The sequence below is a fragment of the Acinetobacter lwoffii genome, assembly GCF_024129855.1.
In the GTDB taxonomy this organism is placed as follows: Bacteria; Pseudomonadota; Gammaproteobacteria; order Pseudomonadales; family Moraxellaceae; genus Acinetobacter; species Acinetobacter lwoffii_L.
The window spans coordinates 36149-54599 of record NZ_JAMXXC010000007.1; the positions used below are offsets into that span (position 1 = coordinate 36149).

The 18451-nt window shown below is 45.1% G+C and carries 17 protein-coding genes; 5 read left to right on the forward strand and 12 right to left on the reverse strand.

All coding sequences use genetic code 11. The features are described 5' to 3' along the window. Positions 1-95: 95 nt before the first annotated feature. The 3 genes from rpmB (at position 96) to NI465_RS07595 (ending at position 2350) form a co-directional block, all read left to right on the forward strand. Positions 96-332, forward strand: coding sequence for a 50S ribosomal protein L28 (rpmB, locus tag NI465_RS07585; RefSeq protein WP_000048256.1), 237 nt, complete (start codon positions 96-98; stop codon positions 330-332). A 12-nt stretch (positions 333-344) separates the two neighbouring features. After that, a complete protein-coding gene (gene rpmG / locus NI465_RS07590; RefSeq protein ID WP_001205031.1) occupies positions 345-500 on the forward strand; it encodes a 50S ribosomal protein L33 in 156 nt (51 codons plus the stop codon). 134 nt (positions 501-634) lie between these two features. Beyond that, a complete protein-coding gene (locus NI465_RS07595) occupies positions 635-2350 on the forward strand; it encodes a cation:proton antiporter (protein WP_005107946.1) in 1716 nt (571 codons plus the stop codon). Positions 2351-2610: 260 nt separating this feature from the next. Here NI465_RS07595 and NI465_RS07600 read toward each other — a convergent pair whose 3' ends face one another. From NI465_RS07600 to NI465_RS07650, 11 genes are all read right to left on the reverse strand, one after another. Beyond that, positions 2611-2889: a hypothetical protein gene (locus NI465_RS07600; protein WP_004278462.1), complete on the reverse strand. Its 279-nt coding sequence runs from the start codon at positions 2887-2889 to the stop codon at positions 2611-2613. Positions 2890-2994: 105 nt separating this feature from the next. Continuing rightward, positions 2995-3498 carry a DUF6586 family protein gene (locus NI465_RS07605; RefSeq protein WP_004278463.1) on the reverse strand — a complete coding sequence of 168 codons (504 nt, stop codon included), beginning with the start codon at positions 3496-3498 and terminating at the stop codon, positions 2995-2997. 193 nt (positions 3499-3691) lie between these two features. Further along, entirely contained in the window at positions 3692-3943 is a 252-nt protein-coding gene (locus tag NI465_RS07610) for an RNA recognition motif domain-containing protein (protein ID WP_004729489.1), read from the reverse strand. Positions 3944-4026: 83 nt separating this feature from the next. After that, complete coding sequence (locus NI465_RS07615) at positions 4027-6015, reverse strand: ATP-dependent helicase (RefSeq protein ID WP_005107948.1); 1989 nt, start codon at positions 6013-6015, stop codon at positions 4027-4029. Between the two features lie 152 nt (positions 6016-6167). Further along, on the reverse strand, positions 6168-7307 hold the full coding sequence (locus tag NI465_RS07620) for a glycerate kinase (RefSeq protein ID WP_121979824.1): 1140 nt from the start codon (positions 7305-7307) through the stop codon (positions 6168-6170). 65 nt (positions 7308-7372) lie between these two features. Continuing rightward, on the reverse strand, positions 7373-8128 hold the full coding sequence (locus tag NI465_RS07625; protein WP_253144915.1) for a hypothetical protein: 756 nt from the start codon (positions 8126-8128) through the stop codon (positions 7373-7375). Positions 8129-8133: 5 nt separating this feature from the next. Then, positions 8134-8937 (reverse strand): NYN domain-containing protein, encoded by an 804-nt coding sequence (locus NI465_RS07630; RefSeq protein ID WP_034439084.1) that lies wholly within the window; start codon positions 8935-8937, stop codon positions 8134-8136. A gap of 93 nt (positions 8938-9030) precedes the next feature. Continuing rightward, entirely contained in the window at positions 9031-11673 is a 2643-nt protein-coding gene (gene topA, locus NI465_RS07635; RefSeq protein WP_004278474.1) for a type I DNA topoisomerase, read from the reverse strand. A gap of 30 nt (positions 11674-11703) precedes the next feature. After that, a complete protein-coding gene (locus tag NI465_RS07640; protein ID WP_004647398.1) occupies positions 11704-12153 on the reverse strand; it encodes a hypothetical protein in 450 nt (149 codons plus the stop codon). Between the two features lie 70 nt (positions 12154-12223). Then, the gene (locus tag NI465_RS07645) at positions 12224-13228 is read right to left on the reverse strand and encodes a hypothetical protein (RefSeq protein WP_253144918.1); all 1005 of its coding nucleotides are present in this window, start codon (positions 13226-13228) and stop codon (positions 12224-12226) included. Positions 13229-13595: 367 nt separating this feature from the next. Then, the gene (locus tag NI465_RS07650; protein ID WP_004278477.1) at positions 13596-13841 is read right to left on the reverse strand and encodes a SlyX family protein; all 246 of its coding nucleotides are present in this window, start codon (positions 13839-13841) and stop codon (positions 13596-13598) included. A 33-nt stretch (positions 13842-13874) separates the two neighbouring features. Between NI465_RS07650 and NI465_RS07655 the strand changes: the two genes are divergently transcribed. Together NI465_RS07655 and NI465_RS07660 are read left to right on the forward strand one after the other, a co-directional pair. After that, complete coding sequence (locus NI465_RS07655) at positions 13875-15779, forward strand: ATP-binding cassette domain-containing protein (RefSeq protein WP_253144921.1); 1905 nt, start codon at positions 13875-13877, stop codon at positions 15777-15779. 107 nt (positions 15780-15886) lie between these two features. Further along, positions 15887-16822 carry an LpxL/LpxP family acyltransferase gene (locus tag NI465_RS07660; protein ID WP_005261737.1) on the forward strand — a complete coding sequence of 312 codons (936 nt, stop codon included), beginning with the start codon at positions 15887-15889 and terminating at the stop codon, positions 16820-16822. 323 nt (positions 16823-17145) lie between these two features. On the opposite strand, the gene NI465_RS07665 is transcribed toward NI465_RS07660, so the two are convergent. After that, entirely contained in the window at positions 17146-18276 is a 1131-nt protein-coding gene (locus NI465_RS07665) for an endonuclease/exonuclease/phosphatase family protein (protein WP_005261736.1), read from the reverse strand. Between the last annotated feature and the right edge of the window lie 175 nt (positions 18277-18451).

The following is an 18451-nucleotide window of genomic DNA, read 5'->3' on the forward strand; positions in this document are numbered from 1 at the left end:
ATTTTTGATATAAAACGCCCCTTGAATGATTTCAATCCGTTTATTTTTGACTGGCCATACAGATTTGCTGTTGGCTAAATCAATGGAGTTACACCATGTCTAAGGTTTGCCAAGTTACCGGCAAGCGTCCAGTCGTTGGTAACAACGTCTCACACGCCAACAACAAAACTAAGCGCCGGTTCGAGCCGAACCTGCACCACCACCGTTTCTGGTTAGAAAGCGAAAAACGTTTTGTACGTCTTCGTTTAACCACTAAAGGTATGCGTATTATCGACAAATTGGGCATTGAAAAGGTTGTTGCTGACCTACGTGCTCAAGGTCAAAAGATCTAAGGAGTCTGAACCATGCGTGATAAAATTCGCTTAGTTTCTTCAGCTGGTACAGGTTATTTCTATACCACGACTAAGAACAAACGTACTATGCCGGAAAAAATGGAAATCAAAAAATTTGATCCAAAAATCCGTCAACACGTAATCTTCAAAGAAGCTAAAATCAAATAATTTTAGTTTCTTTAAAAAAACGACCTTTGCGGGTCGTTTTTTTTGCACTTTTTTTATCCGACTTGATAAACTTTCTGCATGTTTTGGCACTTTTTGTGCTTATTTCCCAGCAAACCTAGCTAAAGGAGTATTTAGTGCCACATGACGTAGAGCTCATTATATTACTGGCTGTTGGTTTTGGCTTAGCTTTGGTCTTTGGCTATCTCGCTGCACGGTTACGTCTTCCCCCTTTGATCGGTTACTTAATTGCCGGCATTCTGATTAGTCCCCATACACCCGGTGTGGTCGGTGATATTCATCTGGCCAACCAACTGGCAGAACTTGGCGTCATGTTCCTGATGTTTGGTGTCGGAATGCATTTTTCCCTGAACGATCTGATGCAGGTCCGCCGGATTGCCCTGCCCGGGGCCATTTTACAGATTGCAGTTGCCACCTTGCTCGGGGTTGGAGTTTCGATGCTGTGGGGCTGGAGCTTTGGCTCAGCACTGGTCTTCGGCCTAAGCCTGTCTTGTGCCAGTACCGTGGTTCTACTCAAAGCCCTTGGTGATCGTGGCTTACTGGATTCAATCAATGGCCGAATTGCTGTTGGCTGGTTGCTGGTCGAAGATCTGGTCATGGTCTTGGCGCTGGTACTGTTACCTGCCACTGCGGTGCTTTTAGGTGGGCAGGCGCTGGAAGGCGCAAGCGATGAGAATATCTGGCTTACCTTAGGGATTACCTTACTTAAAGTCGCAGGCTTTATTGCCTTCATGCTGATTATTGGTAAACGCTTGATTCCGATGATCATACAGGTGGTGGCACGTCTGGGTTCACGTGAGCTGTTTACCTTAACAGTGGTGGCTGCTGCCGTCTCGATTGCCTTTGGTGCTTATAAGATCTTTGGCGTGTCGATGGCACTGGGTGCTTTCTTTGCCGGGATGGTGGTGAAAGAATCTGATTTCAGTCATCGTGCCGAAGAAGAAACCTTGCCACTGCGTGAAATTTTCTCGATTTTATTCTTTGTCTCCGTCGGCATGCTGTTTGATCCGCGCATCCTGCTGGAACAGCCTTTACATGTACTGGCCGTGGTCGGGATTATCATGATTGGTAAAACTATTGCCGCGATGGCACTGGTGCTGTTCTTCCGTTATCCGATCAATACCGCTTTGACCGTCGGTGCTTCTCTGGCACAGATTGGTGAGTTCTCCTTTATTTTGGCTGCACTCGGTGTTTCGCTCAATCTGCTTTCGCTGGAAGGTCAAAACCTGATTCTGGCAGGTGCCTTAATTTCGATTACGCTTAACTCCTTTATCTTTTCCGCGATTGAGCCGGTACAGAAATGGATTCGGGAACGCTCGACTCTGGCCCGCTTACTGGAACGCAGTGGTGACCCTTTGGCAATGTTACCGGATGAAGTCTCACAGGATTACCTGCGCGATCAGGTGGTCATTATTGGCCATGGTGAGGTGGGACGTCGCATTACCCGCTCATTGATGGAAGAAAACATTAAGGTGGTGATTGCCGAAGAAAACCGTGACATCGTCGAAAATCTGCGTGAAAAAGGCATTGCCGCGGTGTCTGGTGTAGCCACTGAAGCTGGCGTACTGATTCAGGCACATATTCAGCATGCGCGCTTACTGGTCATCTCCCCTATGGATATCATCGATATTCATAAAATTGTCGACATTGCCAAGACCTTGAATCCACAAATCCAGGTATTGGTCTGTGCCGAAAGCAAGGAAGAGGCTGAAGCCATTCGTCGGGATAATGTCGGTGCGGTTTATTATGCCAAAGAAGAAATGGCGAAGAATATGAGCAATCATATTTTGAACCAGATTGAGATCGCGCATCAGCATACACCTTCTCATTAGAGTTTTTTTTAATCCACATCAAATAAAAAAGTTGCCGGATCTGGCAACTTTTTTTATGGACATCAATATATCTCTGAGCCAAATATTTTATTAACACACTGGCTTCAGACTGCTCATGACCCAAATTTCAACATACTGATTTTTCATCTTCATTTTTAAATGAGCTTCTTTCTAATGCTTAAAATCTGTCCAACCCAATAACCTACCTATGAAACTCAAAAAGCACACCGATAGTGTGCTTTCTAAATAAATTTCAACGATTAACTCATATACTTTGGTTCTTCATCCACAACTTCAGCCTGCCATTCATTGACCTGCTGTTCCAGCAAGCCATAGAGTGCTGCCTGAATCATCTGTTGCGCAATCACGGGCGTCTGCTCTCCAAGTAGAGCTTTCACCTCATCATTAAATTGAATCATGACCAAAGGCTGTTTATGTGAGCCTGCATTGCGTAGAGCCAACGCGCCACCTTCAAGTTGAACGAGTTCTAAAATCGCGTCTTGATTACCAAATAAATCTTTCAACTGTTCTATAGACATATATCCTCCATGTTCAACATGGTGGCAAAGCGCCGGGTGCACTTTGCATCATTAGAGTAATTGATATAGGGTTAAAAATTGCAATTTCAAGTACAGCCGATCCGATTAAAATTCAATCATCTCATTACGAAAACCATCAATTAATTGGGTCAGGTCACGATGCCACTCTCTCAATATAGCAGTATCAGGTAACCATGCTTGTGGAGACTGTGTGACTTTAATGATGAGATTTGAGGAGGTTTCGTCTTCAGGTTCTGGGGTACTTGGTTCGGGCGCATACTGGCACAGACGGTAAGCGCGCTTCAGTTCAGCAATGAAACCGCTCTTGGACAAATGTTGCAGCACCGCGACTTCTGGCGAAATTTGGCCTTTGGCCGCCATCAGTTCTTCGATCGATTTTAGCGTCGGATGAGGATCATTCAGGCGATAGTAACGCACCAGTTCCTGTAAAAATGCTAACAAAGCACCATGCAAATGAAACACAGTTGCTTCACGTTGTGCCTGAGCCTGTTGTACATGTTCGGTTTGCTCTGCTTGCTGGCAGGATAGACGGGCGAAATACAGTTTTTGATTGGTACGGTCCGCATGATAGCGAGCAACACGGGTCATCGAGATTTCCTAAGGTTTAAAACAAATTTTGGCTTTTATAAAGTAAAAGGTTCGCCTGCATTTCGCAATCAAAAGATGTTCGGACTGAATCCATCCAGCACTGAAATTCAGAGCATTGAGCTGATTGAACAGCTACGGCAATGCTAAATTTCGACCATAAAAAAGGAGCCTATCAAGTGCTCCTTTTTTGAGTTTAAGCCTGAGGCTTATCTTCTGCGGCTTTCACGCGGATCCCATGTCCGTGCAGGCGTAAAGTGTTCAGGCCTTTAATGGCTTTGACTGCTTCACGGCCATGTGGCATTTCTACAAAAGCAAAACCTTTTGATTTGCCTGTTGCTGCATCAAGCACCAAAGTACAGGTCTCCACTGTGCCATATTCCTGGAACAGTTTCAGCAATTCGGCTTCTGTGACCGTACGTTCTAAATTACGAACTAAAATTTTCATCTTACAACCTTAAGAAGATAGGCAAAAAATATCAAAAAGCACGCGCCTACTCTACTTTTTGCATGAAACAACTTTGCTATAGTTTAATCGAGATCAATCCCAAAATCTAAATTAATCGACTTGCGTTCAATCAGGGCACTTTTTACCGTTTGCTGCCGGGTCTTGTAATGGGTTTCTGTGGTGCATAAATGCCGGGTGAGATCATTCAAGAAATAACTTTCGACTTTACGCCCCTGCTCATCGACCGTTTCCCGCGCCCAATGATTCAGGTTCTGTTTGGTCAGAATTAATTCATTTTTTGCCCGGGTCAACGCCACATACAGCACACGACGTTCTTCTTCGACATCATCAAAATCACCTTGAGCACGCGCATGCGGATAATTCCCCGGCGTCACATTGGCTACATAACAGACATTTTGCTCGGTGCCTTTGGCCGAGTGAATGGTGATTAAGGTCACCACATCATGATCCGACTGGCGCTCGATTTCCGAGATTGACACCGGATCCAGTACATATTCCTCTAAAAACTCACTCAGCTGCGAATGCTTGGAGGCCAGCTGTTTGACCAGTTCAAAATCACTCTGGCGACGTGGCCAATCCTTTTTATAGTTTTCCGCCAACTGCGATTCAATCGCCTGAATCGCAAGACCGACACAGGCTTGCACTTCGCCTTTGAGCACACTCATCTGCTGCATGATCAGAATGGTTTCTAATGGTATCTTGCCAAATTTTTCCAAATTATCTGCAATAGCTTCCATTTCCGGTTCAGCCAATAACTGCTGCGATAGCTTACTGGCACCCACATCACCAACACCATTCCACAGGGTCAAGAAACGCATCCAGGCAATATCATCCAGCGGATTGGCGACTACGCGCAGCATGCTGAGCAAATCTTTGACATGCGCCGTTTCCAGCAGCTTCATGCCACCAATAAAGCGATACGGCACATTAGCCGCGATACAGGCTGCCTCAATATGCCGTGCGGCAAAACTGGAACGAACCAGCACCATATGCTCGCCCCACTTACTACCTTGCAGATAATGACGCTCTTTAATATCAATCGCGATCCATTTGGCTTCATCAAACTCATTCGGGAAAATATGCATGCGCGGCTTTACACCTTCTCCGCGATATGCTTCCAGACGTTTGTCATATTTGATTTCAGACTGATCGAGCAGCCAGTTGGACAGATCCAGAATTTCCTGGGTCGAGCGGTAGTTTTTTTCTAATTTAAAAATCTGCGCATCTGGCACACGTTCTTTGAAATGGTGAATATTTTCAAAGTCTGCACCACGAAAGCCATAAATCGACTGCGCATCATCACCGACACAGAACAGGCTGATCCGGTCTTTGAGTGGCTCCAGCAAAGCCCATTGCAAAGGATTGGTATCCTGCATTTCATCGACTAGCATATGCCGGCAGATCGAAGCGACATAGTCGACCAGACCTTCGGACTGTGCCAGCGCCGTGGCAACTACCGCCAGAATATCGTCATAGTCCAGAAAGCTGCGCGCCTGCTTACGTGCTTCGTATTCTTTCATGATTTCGGCAATCTGGTCTTTGAGAGCCAGATATTCCGGCATCTGTTTTTCCAGTGCTAGACTGAGCTTTTGCCGGGTATTCCGTGCAAAAGAATACAGATCACATAGTTCCTGAGGCTTAGGTAAATGATTGGGGTTTTTCTTGTCATCACGACCGCGAATCAGGCGAAACATCATCAGCTGGTCATCACGATCAATAATCGAAAACTGTTCAAGGCCAAAAGCTTTCGGAATACGGCGCAGCAGATACATACAGAAGGTATGAAAGGTCGAGGCTCGCAGCCCCTTGGCTTGTCCACCGAGTGCCAGTTCGACACGCGCCACAATTTCACTGGCTGCCCGGCGGGTAAAGGTCAGAATTTGAATCTGGTTGGCAGGCACGCCCTGTTCAATCAAGTAAGCTGCGCGTGCCACGATGGTTTTGGTTTTGCCACAACCTGCCCCGGCCAGCACCAAACTGTGTTTTGCTTCTGTAGTCGCTGCTTGCTTTTGTTGGGGATTTAATTCATCAATCAGGGTGGCTAAACTCATTTTCACTCATCATTTTGTGGATGTATGTAGTTTAACAGATCGCTTCCAGAATTATGGCTTTTCAGTTGTCCTGAAACTGTCTCCAATTTTATTTCCTGATTTGATATTAGCTAACGACAGGGCGTGCTGGATTACAGGAGAGAGAAATACTTTCACTCTGTCAAAAGATTTTTAACTATCTCAGCGACAGCTTTCTCCAAGTTCATTTCTGCATTTTTTAAGGCTTCTTCTAAAGGACAATCTGGTGGATTAATACCAATAATCTGGCTAAATCCTGACTCAAACAGATCCTCAATTCCTTCACCGATTAGACCCGCAAAAGCGATTACCGGTTTATTAAATTGCCTGGCGAGCTGTGCTACCCCAAAAGGGGTTTTGCCCAAAGATGTTTGACTATCAATTTTACCTTCACCGGTCAGGACATAATCTGCTTGCGCTATTTTCTCATTCAGTTGAACCTGTTCAATCATCAGTTCCACCCCGGACCGAATAGAGGCAGCAGTGAATGCCATTAAACCAAAACCCAGTCCACCGGCAGCACCAGCCCCTGCAACATGACGATAATCACGGCCAAACTGCCCAGCGACTACATCGGCAAAATACCCAAAGTTTTGATCCAGTTGCTTGACCATTTCAGGCATTGCCCCTTTCTGTGGGCCAAAGATATAAGAGGCACCACTTGGCCCACACAACGGATTATTGACATCCGATGCAATGAGTATTTCAGTATCTGCTAAACGTGGATCCAGTTCGGATAGATCCATTGATTTGACCAGTTCTAAGTTTCCACCACAGACCTGAATTGACTCTCCCGCATGATTTAAAAACCGCACACCCAATGCTTGCGCCATGCCCGCACCCGCATCATTGGTGACACTGCCACCTAAACCGACAATGATTTTTTTCACTCCCAAGTCCAGCGCCCGTTTGATCATTTCTCCTGTGCCATAGGTTGTAGTCAGCATCGGGTTACGCTTTTCTGCTGCAAGCAAATGTATGCCATTGGCTTTGGCCATTTCAATCACGGCAGTCTGGCCTGCATCAACCATCCCCCAATAGGTCTGGATACGTTGCTCAGATAATGGCCCGGTCACGTCACATGCAATACTTTGCCCCTTTAAACTTGAAATCAGTGCATCGACCGTGCCTTCACCACCATCAGCCATTGGCACATGAATGATATGGGCATCCGGAATGACGTTCTGAATACCGCGTTGCATGGCCTGAGAAGCCTGTGCAGCAGACATGCTTTCTTTAAACGAGTCGGGAGCAAGCACAAAGGTGAGCGGCATGGTGTGATCTTTTATCCACAAATGAAGTCTAAATTGTGGATAAATCCAGCACTATCCACAAGTCTTTATTTCCAGCCCAGTTCAATTGCAGTTATCTCATTAATCAGGGTTTGATTTAAAGATTCTGGCATTTTACTGGTGGTTTGAGACACCGGGATATATCCTGCCATCAGCTCCGCCTTGGCTTGTGGAAATAAGGGTTGCTGATCTGGAAATGCATAACCCAGCGGATAAATCGGTTGGCCTGTAGCCAAATCATATTTATCCGAAGCGCCAAAGGCATGCAGTAATTCATGCACCAAGACAATTTTATTCTGTTCAGTCTGTTGCTTGGATGCAAATAGATTCACCGAACCAATCCGGCCTTTTTGCAAGGCAGTTGAATGTTTCAATTGCTTGGTCTGCACAGGATCATAGTAATTTAAAAATAAAGTCACATTGGCTGAAGGATCTGAACTCTGTCGCTGTTTCCAAGCATAGAACCGGAATTTTAAACTCCATAAAACTGTATTGATGAGCGAAGCCTGCTCAGGGACTTTGGGTGGTAGAACTTTAAGCTCACGGCCTAAATTAAAATAAAAATAAGTTGGCTGTCCGCGATACTGCCGAGCTGCTTTTTCCAGATATTCCCTTGCTCCATTCAGGTCCTGACCCGACAGTTGCTGGATGTATTGCTGTGTGGTCGGTAATCCATCAGCATTAATCGGATGCAGCAACACAATAATCGGCTTTGACCAGTTCTGGTTTTGATCACGATAGGCATTGACCGCGACAATCAATAATATGATTAATAAAATCAGAATCCGAATCTTTTTCCACATATCGATTACACACTCTGCTTTTTCATTTTTCTTAAATACATCTGACTCATTTCTATTTTTGTTTCAAATAAATTTAAAGTTTTTATTAATCCTGACAATTTGGCTCTACCATAGTTACGAGAGTCAAAATCAGGCTTTACTGCACTGATATACTGCCCGACCATCCCTAAATTCGCCCATCCATTATCATCGGCATTATCTTTTACAGCTTTATAAATTAAGTTAAGCGTAGCTCGATCCATCCCTTCAGGTAACTGAATTTCCTTTTGCGCAGATATAGTTTTTTGTCCATTAGTCTTGATAATCTCCGAAACTTTTTTATCTATTGATCCTGTTTCTTCACCATCCTCATTATTTTTAATTTCACTATCTACAAGTAAATTTTCGATATAAATGAACTTGTCACAGGCTTTCTTAAATGCTTCAGGTGTAGCTTTTTTGCCAAAGCCATACACAGTTAGACCATTTTCACGAATACGTGAAGCTAAGGGCGTGAAATCACTATCACTGGATACAATACAAAATCCATCTAATGCACCTGCATAAAGTAAATCCATAGCATCAATGATCAGGATCATATCCGTCGCATCTTTACCCTTGGTATAAGCGAATTGTTGTACCGGAGTGATGGCATGAGGAAGGAGTACATCTCGCCATTTCTTTAAAGTTTCGCTGCTCCAGTCCCCATACACACGTTTGACACTGGCAATGCCATATTTCGCAACTTCCTCCAATACCGATGAAATCGCGTTGATAGAAGAATTATCCGCATCGATTAATACAGCGAACTTTTTTGTCTGAATATCCACATCCACCCCAAAATATTATTTTTAATTTTTTATATACATGATTCTGACATAAAAAATGCCGACTTTCGTCAGCATTTTTTTGAATCTTAGAGTTTAGGCTTCAACCCATTTTCCGTCCTGATAAACCAGAGACCATTTGGTTTGCTTGCCTTCTGCAGTTTCCGAACCAATATATTGTGACTGGTTCTTACGGCTAAATTTTACCAGAGTTGGATTCCCTTCCGGGTCCACATCAGGTGCCTGCAAGATAAACTGATACTTTGGATCAAGCTGATCAGCAACAGAACGAATCTCGGCCACTTTCGGTGCACGGGTTTCACGCACTTTCGGGAACTTGCTCGCCGCCAGGAATAAACCGGCTGCACCGTCACGCAGTACAAAGAAATCGTCATGCTTGGCAGAACGTAAATGTTCCATCTTGATCGGATCCACACGTGGAGGTGCAGGCTGACCGCTCTTTAAGACTTTACGGGTATTGTCACAGCTGGTACAGGCAAAGTAAGGACCAAAACGGCCTGTCTTCAGCTGCATTTCGCCATCACACTTGTCGCATGGAATGCTTGGGCCATCATAGCCTTTAATTTTGAACTCGCCTTCTTCAAGTTCAAAACCACTACAGTCCGGGTTATTCCCACAGATATGGAGTTTACGACCGCCATCAATCACATAGCTGTCCATGGCAGTTTCACAGATCGGACAACGCTTCTTCGACATCAGGTCAGCAGTTTCCGCAGCCTCATCATCAGACAATGCAGCCAGAGACTCAACTGGTGTCAGGTTCAAGGTTCCCTTACAACGCTCTTTCGGCGGCAAGTTATAGCCTGAACAACCCAAGAATACACCTGTGGTTCCGGTACGGATCTGCATTGGACGGTCACATTCTTTACAGTGTACCGCATCCACTTCTACAGGCTGATTACGGCGCATTCCGTTTTCACCCTGCGCTGTAGTCAAACGTTGTTTAAAATCGCCATAGAAGCTGTCTAATAGCTCTTTCCAGTTACGCTCACCATCTGCTACCTTATCCAGCTGACCTTCAAGATCTGCGGTAAAGGCATAGTTCATCAGATTACTAAAATTTTCATCCAGACGATCGGTAACGATCTCACCCATCTTCTCGGCATAGAGACGACGGTTATCCAGTTTCACATAACCACGATCCTGAATGGTCGAGATAATCGCAGCATAGGTCGATGGACGGCCAATGCCTTTTTTCTCGAGTTCTTTCACCAGTGAGGCTTCAGTAAAACGTGCCGGTGGCTTGGTGAAATGTTGAGATGGATCAAGTTTCTCAAGTTTAAGCACTTCACCGACTTTGACCGCAGGCAATAAAATATCGTCATCGGCTTTATTGGCACCACGCACGCGAGTAAAGCCATCAAAGACCAAGGTACGGCCTTTAGCTTTCAGTTCCACGCCATTGGCATCCACTAAAATGGTAGAAGACAAATATTCTGCCGGAGTCATCTGACAGGCAACAAACTGGCGCCAGATCAAGTCATAGAGGCGCTGTGCATCACGCTCAACACCCACTAGGCTGTCGCCTTTTAAGCCAACCATAGATGGACGAATGGCTTCATGCGCTTCTTGCGCACCGGCTTTATTGCCATAACGGTTCGGCTTGGCAGGCAAATATTTCTCGCCAAACTCCGATTCGATATGGCCACGCACCATATTCACCGCATCATCACTCAAGAATGTCGAGTCGGTACGCATATAGGTAATGAAACCGGCTTCATACAGGCGCTGCGCCAGCATCATGGTTTTCTTCACAGAAAAACCGAGACGGGTACTGGCTGCCTGTTGTAGCGTTGACGTGATATACGGCGCACTTGGATTAACCTTGGTTGGCTTATCTTCACGTGCAGAAACCGTATAATCAGCATCTTTGATCAGGTTTAATAAGGCATCAGTTTCGGCTTTATTGCGTAGCTTGAGCGTCTTGCCATTTTGCTTGACCGCTTCGAGACGAATATCATCTTTTTTCGATTTGGTATCGGCAAACACTTGCCAGTATTCTTCAGGAATGAAGGCACGAATTTCACGTTCACGCTCGACCACTAGCTTCACCGCAACCGACTGTACACGACCGGCTGACAGACCACGCGCAATCTTTTCCCAAAGCAATGGCGAAATCATAAAGCCCACGACACGATCCAGGAAACGGCGTGCCTGCTGCGCATTGACTTTATTGGTATCCAGACGTGACGGATGCTTAAAGGCATCCTGAATCGCATTTTTGGTAATTTCATTAAAGACCACACGCTGATAACGCGAATCATCACCGCCGATGACTTCTTTTAAATGCCAGGCAATCGCCTCTCCTTCCCTGTCCATATCCGTTGCCAGATAGACTTCATCGACTTGCGATGCCAGTTTTTTCAGTTCGGCAACCACATGTTCTTTGCCAGGAAGGACTTCGTATTTGGCTTTCCAGTCATGTTCCGGATCGACACCCATGCGGTTAATCAACGCATTCTGTGATTTTTCAGCTTTTTCTGCATCCGTCAGTTTGGTACGTGTCGCTGGTTTTTTCTCTGTCGATTTTGCAGAACCGCCAGTCGGTAAGTCACGCACATGACCCACCGATGATTTTACGATGTAGTTCGGACCAAGGTACTTATTGATTGTTTTCGCTTTTGCAGGCGACTCCACAATCACTAGGGCACGCTTGCTTCCAGCGTCGGGAGACTTCGCTGTGCTGCTTTTTGATGTGGACCGAGGAGCGTTCGCCATAATTAACCGTTAATCCTGTTTATTTCTAAATTAAAGTTCAGCCAAAGCGTGTAACAGTGCTTTGATGTCGTCGAGTTGGGTCGCTCTTAAATCAGCTTCTTCATCCCAGTACATGCCGACACAGTTGGCCTGCATATCAATAGCATAAATGCCTTTTAATGCAATGGGAAAATCTTTAAATTTCTCATCACCCTGCACGATTTCGAGTTTATTATCGACAACACGGGCGCGCATCAAGGGCAAACGCGCATCTGGCATCAGCACACTGTAGTACGCGACCATACTGGCACGACTTTCAGTCGCCTTCGGGATTTTGGTCCAGTCCGGTGCCACCACCAGACGTGGATGCAAACCCATTTTACGGGCTTTGTCACGCATCAGGCCCAAGGCTTTTTCTCGGGGGCTCACGCGCAACCCGAAAATCGACCCTATGACGAAAATGATGATGACCACCGTCACCCAGATTCCAGTGTTTTCCATAGTTCAACCTTTATGTTCTATTATTAGAGTTGCATAAGCACAATATAAAACGCAAGTTTGCACGATAAAATTAATTCAGGAACATTTCATGACTATATAAAATTTCGTGACCATTCCAGTAAATATAACCTTTCTCGATCAACTCCTTCAGCAGCAAGCGGATGTCCGATTTTGGAAATAACTGTTCCAGTAAATCACGCAGCTCATAAATGTCTTTGGGTTTATCGCCCTGCAATTCACGCAGTTTACGCGCCACTTCCAGTTGTACCGGATCGATCCGGCCAAAGTTCTTGAACAGGTCTTGCTGTGCCGACTGGATTGGTGACTTGAGTATTTCAGATTCAACTGGAGCTTCATCTGCCTTCAGTTGGGAAATGACCTGATCCAGTTTCGGATTTTCAACCGGGTTTTGCTCATCCAGATTGAGTTGCAGCCATTGTTTCAGGACTTTTTTGCGGAAGCTGATTTGCTCATCATAGCGCTTGACGATTTTCAGGTTAATCAACATGCCGACCACATGCTGAGCTTTTACCGGCATCACTTGCAGAATATTCGCCACTGAGTTTTTTAGGGTTTCCACCGTATTCGGTTTGCCACTCATTTTGCCTAACGCATCACAGTATTTTTTCACCAGTTGCAAGGCAGGTTTGTTCTTGATGGCGTCCAGACTCGGAAGATGATTTTTAGGTTGATCTGTTGGAATGTTTGTCTCATCAGGCTGAATCTGAATCAGGTGACACGTAATATCAGAAGTTTGCAGCATCTGTTGCAACATTTCGCAACTGTCCATCGCCGAGATCAATTCAACCTCGGTTTCTGGCTCCAGTAGCGCCATAAGCTGACCGACAATGACTGCATACTCATATTCTTTTTGTGGCGATTCAGGCGTGTCCAGCACCACCACCTGACCACTGCTAATCCAGCCGGCAAGCTCGGTTAAGTCCTCTAAGGAGAATTCAAATTTTCCGGCACAGCTAAACAGATATAAAGTCGAATAATGCGCCACAATCTCACGCATTAACTTGGCTGTGGGGAAATTATTTTCGAGGTCGAGTAGAATAACTTTTGGGTGCATGGGACGCAATTCCGGAATGTACCTGAGAGCCGGTATTAGAGTAGGAAGTGAGTGAAAGGTCAAATAATTTTACGACTGAATGGGTGCAGGCCTGTTTCGGCAGAGAGCCAAACTGCATTTTATGAAATGCCGGCAAGAAATCTGTTTGTAAGCGTGAATGTTTGTTTTCAACAGGAAAATTCTTTTGCACTTGATCATCACGCTACGCTTTATTACTTTTATATGCGGATTTAATACAATTTAAAAGCCCATTCAAAACAAAAAATACTTCTCTTTTACCATCTTATCGATTGGCTCATTTTTATTTTTCAATAAAAAACCCTTAGATCAGCTAAGGGTCATTATTGATTAAATCATTGGTTGCAAATTAATAATGCGGTGGTCGGTCTGCAACCGGATCAAATTCTGCAATGCCTTCAGACAGATCTGAAGACTCAACACGTTGATATAACAGCGTCATTTGCTTTTTCAGATCAGCAATTTCCAAGGTCTGTTTAGCCACCTGATCATTCAACTGTTCAACTAAATCGTCTAAAAATGCAATTCGCACTTGCAAATCTTCAATGGGTGCGGAAAATGACGCCTGATCATTTAGATTTTGTTGTTTAGTCATTTAAAGTCCTCATTGGGGATTTCAGGAAACATTATGGCCTATATTACCCTTAGGGATGTCCAACTTGCGTTTGGTGGACCCGCCCTGCTCGACGGCGCGAATTTTAACTTGGAACGCGGCGAACGAGTGTGTTTGATTGGCCGTAATGGTGAGGGTAAGTCTACCTTACTTAAGCTAATTGAAGGAAGTTTACTGCCTGACAACGGCGAAGTTTCATTACAAAACGGTATTACCATTTCCATGCTGGCGCAAGATGTACCGATGGATTCAGGTAAAGTGGCTGATATCGTGGCAGATGGTGCCGGTGAAGCATCGGAAGTTTTGCGTGCTTATCATGCTGCCAGTGAAGCCTGTGTACTCGGTGACATGGACGCCTGTGATCGTATGGGCAACCTGCAACACAAAATGGATCAGCTGGATGGCTGGGCGCTGGAAACCAAGGTCAATTCGATTTTAAGCAAAATGGGTCTGGACCCGGATGCAGATCTTGCCGATTTGTCTGGTGGTCGTAAACGTCGTGTCTTGCTGGCACGTGCTTTACTTACCCAACCTGATGTGCTGTTACTCGACGAACCGACGAACCATTTAGATGTTGAAAGTATCGAATGGCTGGAAAAATTCCTGCTCGATCAAAACAATTTGACCCTGCTGTTCATTTCGCATGACCGTGCCTTTGTCGACAGCATTGCCACCCGTATTGTTGAGTTGGATCGTGGTCAACTGCGTAGTTATGAAGGTAACTATTCACGTTATCTAGACCTGAAAGCCCAGCAAATGGAAGCTGAAGAAAAGCAAAATGCGCTGTTCGATAAAAAGCTGGCTGAGGAAGAAGTCTGGATCCGTCAAGGGATTAAAGCCCGTCGTACCCGTAACGAAGGTCGTGTCCGTGCCCTAAAAGCATTACGTGAAGAATCTAGAGCACGTCGTTCGCAACAAGGTAAAGTGACGATGGCGACTCAGGATGCCAACCGCTCAGGCAAACTGGTGTTTGAAATTGAGAACCTGAGTGTGAAATTCGGTGACAATGCACCGATCATCAACAACTTCTCTGCACTTGTCCTCCGTGGCGACCGTATCGGTCTGGTCGGTGATAACGGTGTCGGTAAAACTACCCTCATTAAAGCCATTCTGGGCGAGCTAGAACATGGCGGTACGGTGAAGACCGGTACGCAGTTAGAAGTGGCCTATTTCGACCAGCTCCGTAATGCGCTGGATCTGGAAAAATCTGTTAAAGATAACGTCTCAGAAGGTTCTGACCACGTGGATGTGAATGGTAACCGTCGTCATATCTATAGTTATTTACAAGATTTCCTGTTTTCGCCAGAACGTGCCCGTACACCAGTCAAAGCTTTGTCGGGTGGTGAACGCAATCGTATCTTGCTGGCGAAACTTTTGCTGAAACCATCGAACCTGATTGTGATGGATGAGCCAACCAACGACCTGGATATGGTGACTTTAGAGTTACTGGAAGAAATGCTGGGCGGCTACAAAGGCACCCTGCTGTTGATCTCGCATGACCGTGCCTTTATGGACAACGTGGTAACATCCACTTGGGTCTTTGATGGTAAGGGCAATATCGACGAATATGTCGGCGGTTATCAGGATTATCTTGAACAGCGCCCGGATCAAACCGTGGTTGACCAAAAAAGTGCCGTGAAAAAAGCCATGGCCAAAGCAGAAGCTGAGGCGGCACCGGTCGCTGCCAAGAAAGTTAAGCTTAGCTACAAGGACCAGCGTGCACTCGAACAGCTTCCAGCTGAGATGGAAGCGCTAGAAAAAGAGCAGGTCGAGATCAATGCACAACTGGCTGATGGCTCTTTATTTGTGACTGATTCCGATAAAGCACTGAAACTGTCTAACCGTTTATCAGAAATTGACGAGCTGTTACTGGAAAAATTAGAGCGTTGGGAAGAACTGGACAACCTAAGTAACGGCTAAATATTCCCCGAGCTTTTACTAAAGCATCTGTATTCGTACAGATGCTTTTTTATTTCAATAATCTTCTCTGTTAGACTGCATTTAATCTTTTGGCCCTAAATTGTTTTATGAGTACTCAGCCTGCATATCAACCCGGTGAATTTCAATGGTCATTCCTGTTACCTCAATATTGGGGCAAATGGCTAGGCATTATTTTCCTGATGATTCTGGCGATCTTACCTTGGGCCATTCAGCATCGTCTGGCGTCCCTGCTGGGCCACCTTTCTTTTAAATACTTGAAATCACGCCGTGAAACCACGCTGCGTAATCTGGAAGTCTGCTTTCCCGAATGGTCTGAAAAGCAGGTACAGGACAATGCCCGTCAGGTATTTATCGATCAAATGCTGGGGGTGTTTGAGACGCTGAATGCCTGGTACAGTCCGAAATGGTTTCAGGGCCGCGTCAGTATTGAAGGCTTGGAACATATTCAGAAGGCACAAGCCGCAGGCCAAGGCATGCTGTTATTAGGCACGCATTCAACTTTGCTCGATGCGGGTGGTTATCTTTGCGCACAATATTTTGAACCGGATGTAGTCTATCGTCCGCAGAATAATCCACTTTTGGACATGCTGATTTACCGTTGTCGCGCCACAATTTATGCCAATCAGATTGACCATGATGATATGCGCGGTCTGGTACGTAACCTGAAAAATGGCCATGCGATCTGGTACAGTCCGGATCAGGATTATGGTTTAAAACAAGGCGTGATGGCACCTTTTTTTGGCGTGCCTGCGGCGACTGTAACCGCACATCGCCGTTTACTGAAAATGACCAAAGCGGCTGCAATTCCTTTATATTTCTACCGTCATGGCGATATTAACAATCCGCGCTACCATGTGCTCATTGAACCGGCACTGGAAAACTTCCCTAGTGAGAATGAAGTTGAAGATGCCACTCGCGTGAACCGGGTGATTGAGCAGCAGTTGCGCATCGCACCGACCCAATATATGTGGTTCCACCGCCGTTTTAAGACTCGCCCTGAAGGTTATAAATCAATTTACTAAATCGATTTGATCACGGAATTTGAAGGGCTATAGCTTAAAATCATGTTTAAGTAATTGAAATAATTTAACCCGAGCTCTACATCCTGTAAAACTCGGGTTAATGAGGTTGTGCTTTCACATATTATAATTCGTTCTGCTTTTTTGTGATTTCCCTTTCAGCATCATATCCATGATGTTTTCATTCAGCTTCGTCTTCCTTATGAGAATATCCTTTCTCGACTCCCTGTGCTGATAAACCTAGAATACCCAGATTCCCAACCCCTGCCCATTCGCAAGAAGCGTAAACTGTTGTAAGCAATATCGTACACTTTTCTTCTAAAAACCTATGAGATTTTGCCCCCTTCTTTATAAGCCAGGGCAACTTCATCAGTGACTATTTTTTCCTCTTTCTCTGCTTTCTGAATGCCCTCTTCAATGGCTTTTTGTGCTTCCTGCTCATCTTTATCAGTTTGTTCTAATTCTTCCTGAATATGCTCGAATACCCGACCGGTTTGTAATACCAGAAAGACCGGAAAATGGTCAGAACCTACATGCGGTAAACGCTCCATGTGTACCAAGGCAAAATCGGTACTATGAAAGACGTGATCCAGCGACCAGCGGAAAAAAGGATAATCTGCGTGAAAAGTATTCACATAATGACGTCCTACCCGCGGATCCAGCAGCCCACTAATGCGTTGAAACAGGCGTGTGGTACGTGACCAGGCCACGTCATTCAGATCGCCCATGACGATACAGCTTTCATCCAGATCTTTAATCTGATCACCGACAATCAGCAGTTCAGCATCACGCAAGGTAGAATCCTTGGCCTCGGTCGGACTGGGTGGTTTGGGATGCAGACAGTAGAGCTGTACCGGTTGTCCTGAGCGTAAAATCACCGTGGTATGAATGGAGGGAATTTCATCACTCAGAATAAATTTAACCTCAGTTTCACTCAGTTCGAGCTTGCTATATAGATGCATGCCATACAGATTATCCAAAGGCACAGGCACGCGATAAGGATAATCAGCTTCAATCACCGAGAGTGCATTTTGCCAGTTTTGATCGGTTTCCAGAGTCAAAACCAGATCTGGCTGATGAATCTGGATCTGCTCGATCAGTAAATGATATTTGGTATTGGTAGTAAGTACATTGGAAACGACCAGGGAAATCTGACGTTGCGGATCCAGCTGATCATGCTTGACCTGCTTGACCTGTTTTTTCCAGATAAAGGTATAGGGCAATACCATTTTCAACTGATAGGCCAAAGCTGCCATCAGACCGATAAAAAGCAGCTGATTCAACCAGTTCCAGGGATGATCAACCAGGAGAAAAAGAATAAAGGCGATAAAGCCCAATACCAGAATTTGTAAGCGTGGAAAATCCGCACCCCGAATCCACCATTCATCGCGTGGTATCAGTGACCAAAAACTTAACCAAATGACAATGATTGCCAGAATTTGGATAACCCATATCATAAACTGCGCTCTTAATTAAGTTATTATTTTTTCTAAAAGAAAAATGACGTTATCAATTTTGTATGTATCATAAAGCAGATATTTCTCTCAAGAATATTGATGTTTTGATTGTGTAGCTCTTGCAGTTGAGTCCCTTTTTGGTACACTCGAATCCCTTTTGATTTTTTAACGCACC